General features: G+C 72.3%; 4 protein-coding genes. 3 read left to right on the top strand and 1 reads right to left on the bottom strand.

What is annotated here, in order from left to right; genetic code table 11:
- Positions 1-384: 384 nt before the first annotated feature.
- From lpdA to ACIQOV_RS26505, 3 genes are all read left to right on the top strand, one after another.
- Positions 385-1,791, top strand: a complete 1,407-nt coding sequence (gene lpdA / locus ACIQOV_RS26515; RefSeq protein WP_359897017.1) for a dihydrolipoyl dehydrogenase — start codon at positions 385-387, stop codon at positions 1,789-1,791.
- Positions 1,792-1,871: 80 nt separating this feature from the next.
- Positions 1,872-3,665, top strand: a complete 1,794-nt coding sequence (gene sucB / locus ACIQOV_RS26510; protein ID WP_401052543.1) for a 2-oxoglutarate dehydrogenase, E2 component, dihydrolipoamide succinyltransferase — start codon at positions 1,872-1,874, stop codon at positions 3,663-3,665.
- 157 nt (positions 3,666-3,822) lie between these two features.
- Entirely contained in the window at positions 3,823-4,338 is a 516-nt protein-coding gene (locus tag ACIQOV_RS26505; RefSeq protein WP_401052546.1) for a DUF4240 domain-containing protein, read from the top strand.
- A gap of 6 nt (positions 4,339-4,344) precedes the next feature.
- On the opposite strand, the gene ACIQOV_RS26500 is transcribed toward ACIQOV_RS26505, so the two are convergent.
- Positions 4,345-5,158: hypothetical protein (locus ACIQOV_RS26500; protein ID WP_401052541.1), on the bottom strand; the 814-nt coding region annotated here is incomplete at its 5' end.

The raw sequence follows: 5,158 nt of genomic DNA, 5'->3' as shown, positions 1-5,158 counted from the left end.
CCTGGTCCAGGACCCGCTGCGACGGGGCCCGGCGCGTGTGCGCCGGGCCCCGCCGTCGTTCCGGCCCGGTTACCTGCGAGTAGGACCGGCGGCCGTGGCGCACCTCTGTTCGCTGCGGGCGAAACTTTGTTCCGCAGTACGGAAGAAGCTGTGACGAGCAACGCGGAAGACGCCCGTCCGGCGGCTGTCAACACCGCGCTGAGCTGCGATGATGCCCTTCCGTCGGGGGTGCTCCCGCCCCGGTGACCGCTCCGCGGGACACCCCTGGGGCGGACCCGGACATCAGCCACCGTGAACAAGTGCGAAGATGTATTTCCGGCACGACTGGGCGCCCCACAAAGGCTTCCGACCCACCGGACCGCGACCGGCCCGGCGACCCACCCCATGCATGGAGGACGTGACGTGGCGAACGACGCCAGCACCGTTTTCGACGTAGTCATTCTCGGAGGCGGAAGCGGCGGTTACGCCGCGGCGCTCCGCGCCGCTCAGCTGGGCCTGAGCGTCGCCCTGGTCGAGAAGGGTGAGCTGGGCGGCACCTGCCTGCACCGCGGCTGCATCCCGACCAAGGCGCTCCTGCACGCCGCGGAGATCGCGGACGAGACGAAGGAGGCCGCCGAGTTCGGCGTTCTGGCCACCTTCCAGGGCATCGACATCAACGGCGTCCACAAGTACAAGGACGACGTCATCGCCGGCCTGTACAAGGGCCTCCAGGGCCTGGTGGCCTCCCGCAAGGTCACCTTCATCCAGGGCGAGGGCAAGCTCTCCTCGCAGACCTCGGTGGACGTCAACGGCCAGCGCATCGAGGGCCGCCACATCGTCCTGGCCACCGGCTCCGTGCCGCGCTCGATCCCGGGCCTGGAGATCGACGGCAACCGCGTGATCTCCTCCGACCACGCCCTGAAGCTCGGCTTCATCCCGAAGTCGGCCGTCATCCTCGGCGGCGGCGTGATCGGCGTCGAGTTCGCCTCGGTCTGGAAGTCCTTCGGCGTCGAGGTCACCATCGTCGAGGCGCTGCCGCACCTCGTCCCGCTGGAGGACGAGAACTCCTCCAAGCTGCTGGAGCGCGCGTTCCGCAAGCGCGGCATCAAGTTCGAGCTGAAGGCCCGCTTCTCGGGCGTCGAGTACACCGAGACCGGTGTGCGCGTCTCCACCGAGAACGGCAAGCAGATCGACGCCGACCTGCTGCTCGTCGCCATCGGCCGCGGCCCGGTCTCCTCCGGCCTCGGCTACGAGGAGAACGGCGTCGCGATGGACCGCGGCTACGTCCTGGTCGACGAGTACATGCGCACCAACGTGCCCACCATCTCCGCCGTGGGCGACCTCGCCCCGACCCTCCAGCTGGCCCACGTCGGCTTCGCCGAGGGCATCCTGGTCGCCGAGCGCCTGGCCGGCCTCAAGCCGGTGCCGATCGACTACGACGGCGTTCCGCGCGTGACCTACTCCAACCCCGAGGTGGCCTCCGTCGGCATCTCCGAGGCCAAGGCCGTCGAGCTGTACGGCAAGGAGAAGGTCGTCACCCTGAAGTACAACCTGGCCGGCAACGGCAAGAGCAAGATCCTGAAGACCGCCGGCGAGATCAAGCTCGTCCAGGTCAAGGACGGCGCCGTGGTCGGCGTCCACATGGTCGGCGCCCGCATGGGCGAGCAGGTCGGAGAGGCCCAGCTGATCTACAACTGGGAAGCCCTCCCGGCCGAGGTCGCGCAGCTCATCCACGCGCACCCGACCCAGTCCGAGGCCCTGGGCGAGGCGCACCTGGCGCTGGCCGGCAAGCCGCTGCACGCGCACGACTGATCACGCCCCACCCCCCTTCCCGGTACTTCCCGTACGCAAGTACCTCCCGTACGCAAGACTTGATAGGAGTCGCTGAAACCATGGCGGTCTCAGTAACACTGCCCGCGCTGGGCGAGAGCGTTTCCGAGGGCACCGTCACCCGCTGGCTGAAGGCCGAGGGTGAGCGTGTCGAGGTCGACGAGCCGCTGCTGGAGGTGTCGACCGACAAGGTCGACACCGAGATCCCGGCCCCGGCCTCCGGCATCCTGGCCTCGATCAAGGTCGCCGAGGACGAGACCGTCGAGGTGGGCGCCGAGCTGGCGATCATCGACGACGGCTCGGGCGCCCCGGTCGCCGCCGCGGCCCCCGCCGTCGAGGCCGCGCCCGTCGCCGCCCCGGCCCCGGTCGCCGCTGCCCCGGCCGCCCCGGCGCCGGCTCCGGTCGCCGCCCCGGCCCCGGTCGCCGCCGCGCCGGCCGCCGACGCCACCCCGGTGCTGCTGCCCGCGCTGGGCGAGTCGGTCACCGAGGGCACCGTCACCCGCTGGCTGAAGGCCGAGGGTGACACCGTCGAGATCGACGAGCCGCTGCTCGAGGTCTCCACCGACAAGGTCGACACCGAGATCCCGTCGCCGGTCGCCGGCACCCTGGTGAAGATCCTGGTCGGCGAGGACGAGACCGCCGAGGTCGGCGCCCAGCTCGCGCTGATCGGCGCCGCCGGTGCCGTCGCCGCCGCCCCGGCCCCGGTTGCCGCCCCGGCCCCGGTTGCCGCCCCGGCTCCGGTCGCCGCTCCGGCCCCCGCTGCCCCGGCCGCCCCGGCTCCGGCTCCGGTTGCCGCCCCGGCTCCCGCTGCCCCGGCGCCGGCCCCGGTCGCCGCCCCGGCGCCCGTTGCCGCTCCGGCCCCGGTTGCCGCCCCGGCTCCGGTCGCCGCCCCGGCCCCGGTTGCCGCTCCGGCCGCTCCGGTGGCCGACAGCGGTGACGCCTACGTCACCCCGCTGGTGCGCAAGCTCGCCGCCGAGCACGGCGTCGCGCTGGCCTCCGTCGCCGGCACCGGCGTCGGCGGCCGCATCCGCAAGCAGGACGTCATCGCCGCCGCGGAGGCCGCCAAGGCCGCTCCGGCCCCGGTCGCCGCTGCCGCCCCGGCCGCCGCGCCGAAGGCCGCCGCCTCGCCGTCCGCCCTGCGCGGCCAGACGGTCAAGATGACCCGCATGCGCAAGGTCATCGGCGACAACATGCTGAAGGCTCTGCACGAGCAGGCCCAGCTGACCAGCGTGGTCGAGGTGGACGTCACCAAGATCATGTCGCTGCGCGCCAAGGCCAAGGAGGGCTTCCTGGCCCGCGAGGGCGTCAAGCTCTCCCCGATGCCGTTCTTCGTCAAGGCCGCCGCCCAGGCGCTGAAGGTCCACGCGGTCGTCAACGCCCGGATCAACGACGCCGAGGGCACGGTCACCTACTTCGACACCGAGAACATCGGTATCGCGGTGGACTCCGAGAAGGGTCTGATGACCCCGGTCATCAAGGGTGCGGGCGACCTCAACATCGCCGGCATCTCGAAGAAGACCGCCGAGCTGGCCACCAAGGTCCGCGACAGCAAGATCACCCCGGACGAGCTGTCCGGCGCCACCTTCACCATCAGCAACACCGGCTCCCGCGGTGCGCTGTTCGACACCGTGATCGTGCCGCCGAACCAGGTCGCCATCCTGGGCATCGGTGCCACCGTCAAGCGCCCGGTGGTCATCGAGGCCGACGGCGGCACCGCCATCGGCATCCGCGACATGACCTACCTGTCGCTCTCCTACGACCACCGCCTGGTGGACGGCGCCGACGCCGCCCGCTACCTGGTCGCGGTCAAGGAGATCCTGGAGGCCGGCGAGTTCGAGGTCGAGCTCGGCCTCTGACCCCACCAGGTCCCCGCGGAACCCCGCGTACGGAACCCCGCGTCGTCCCCGGACGGCGCGGGGTTCCGCCGTTCCCGGCCCCCGGACACGCCGAGTCCCGGGTCGCACCGAGTCGCGGCATGCGCGGACGCGGCCGAACGGGGATGCTTGAGCGGTGATGGACGAGACGGACTTCTGGCAGATCATCGACGAGACCCGGGACGACGCCGACGGCGACCCCGACGAGCAGGCAGACATCCTGGTGGAACGGCTCCTCCAGCTGACCCCGGACGATGTGATCGACTTCGCCCGGCTGTTCCAGGCGCGGTTCCAGCGCGCCTACCGCCACGACCTGTGGGGCGCGGCCTACCTGATGCTCGACGGCGCCTCCGACGACACCTTCGACTACTTCCGGTCCTGGCTGATCGGCCAGGGCCGGGAGGTCTTCGAGGGCGGGCTCACCGATCCGGACGACCTGGCGGACCTGCTGCCCGAGTTCGACGAGGAGGAGGACGGCGAGGCCGAGGACCTCGGCTACGCCGCCGACGAGGCGTACGAGCGGCTGACCGGGCTGCCGCTGCCCGAGGTGGGCGTGCGGCAGCCCGAGCGGCCGGCCGGGCCGGGGCTGGACTTCGACGACCCGGACGTCATGGCGAAGCGCTTCCCCAAGCTCTGGGAGCGGTACGGGGACTGAGGGCGGTCAGGTGCTGCTGCCGGAGGAGCTGTCCTGCTTGATGCCCTTGAGGATCTGGTCCAGCACCGCGAAGTCCGGCGCGGCCGGACTGTCGTCCACGCCGCCCTCCATGACCACGTAGCCGCCCCCCTTGGCCGGGAGGGCGGCCAGCAGGACGTAGCCCTGGGTGCCGTCCGTGGTGCGGATGTGCCAGCGGGTGGCGTAGCCGAGCACTCCGGCCACGCTGATGTACCCGGAGCCGGCGTCGGTGTGCGAGCTGACGCCGGAGAAGACCTGCCCGGCGTAGGAGGGCATCTGGGCGTCGGCGGCGGCCTTGGGCGTGGTGCCCTGGATGATGTCCTTCTCGACCGAGAACTGGCCGCGGATGCAGGAGCTGCCGTCCGGGCAGGTGTAGCGGTCGGTGCCGAGGTAGACCGTCGAGTGCGGCGGGTTGTCGGACACCACCCAGCCGTCGAGGACCGGCACGGTGATCGCGTGCTCCGGGTCGGGGACGGTGCTCTTGACCGCCGGCAGGGGCTTGGGCGCCGCGGGGCTGCTGGTGGGCGCGGTGGGGCCGGGGCTCGGCGTGGGGCTGCTGCTCCGGGGCGCGGTGACCGTGGGGTCCGGGGTCGGGTCCGCCCGGTGGTCGCCGCCGCTGTTGAAGACCACCCCGGCGACGATCCCGGCCACCGCCAGCACGGCGACTGCGATGCCGATGATCAGACCGGTCTTCGGTCGGGCCGGCCCGGCCGGCGGCGGGTAGCCCGGGCCCTGAGCGGCCGCGCACCTTCCAGCAGCTCGGCGCGCTGCTCGCCGCGAGCCGCCCGGACCGTGACCCGGC

The sequence above is a fragment of the Kitasatospora sp. NPDC091257 genome, assembly GCF_044757675.1.
GTDB classification, from domain to species: domain Bacteria; phylum Actinomycetota; class Actinomycetes; order Streptomycetales; family Streptomycetaceae; genus Kitasatospora; species Kitasatospora lactacystinica.
This window is presented reverse-complemented; position numbering and strand designations above follow the sequence as displayed.

Excerpts from the sequence above, each read along its gene's own strand:
- lpdA (WP_359897017.1), top strand. The coding sequence starts at position 385 with ATGCATGGAGGACGTGACGTGGCGAACGACGCCAGCACCGTTTTCGAC.
- sucB (WP_401052543.1), top strand. The coding sequence starts at position 1,872 with ATGGCGGTCTCAGTAACACTGCCCGCGCTGGGCGAGAGCGTTTCCGAG.
- ACIQOV_RS26505 (WP_401052546.1), top strand. The coding sequence starts at position 3,823 with ATGGACGAGACGGACTTCTGGCAGATCATCGACGAGACCCGGGACGAC.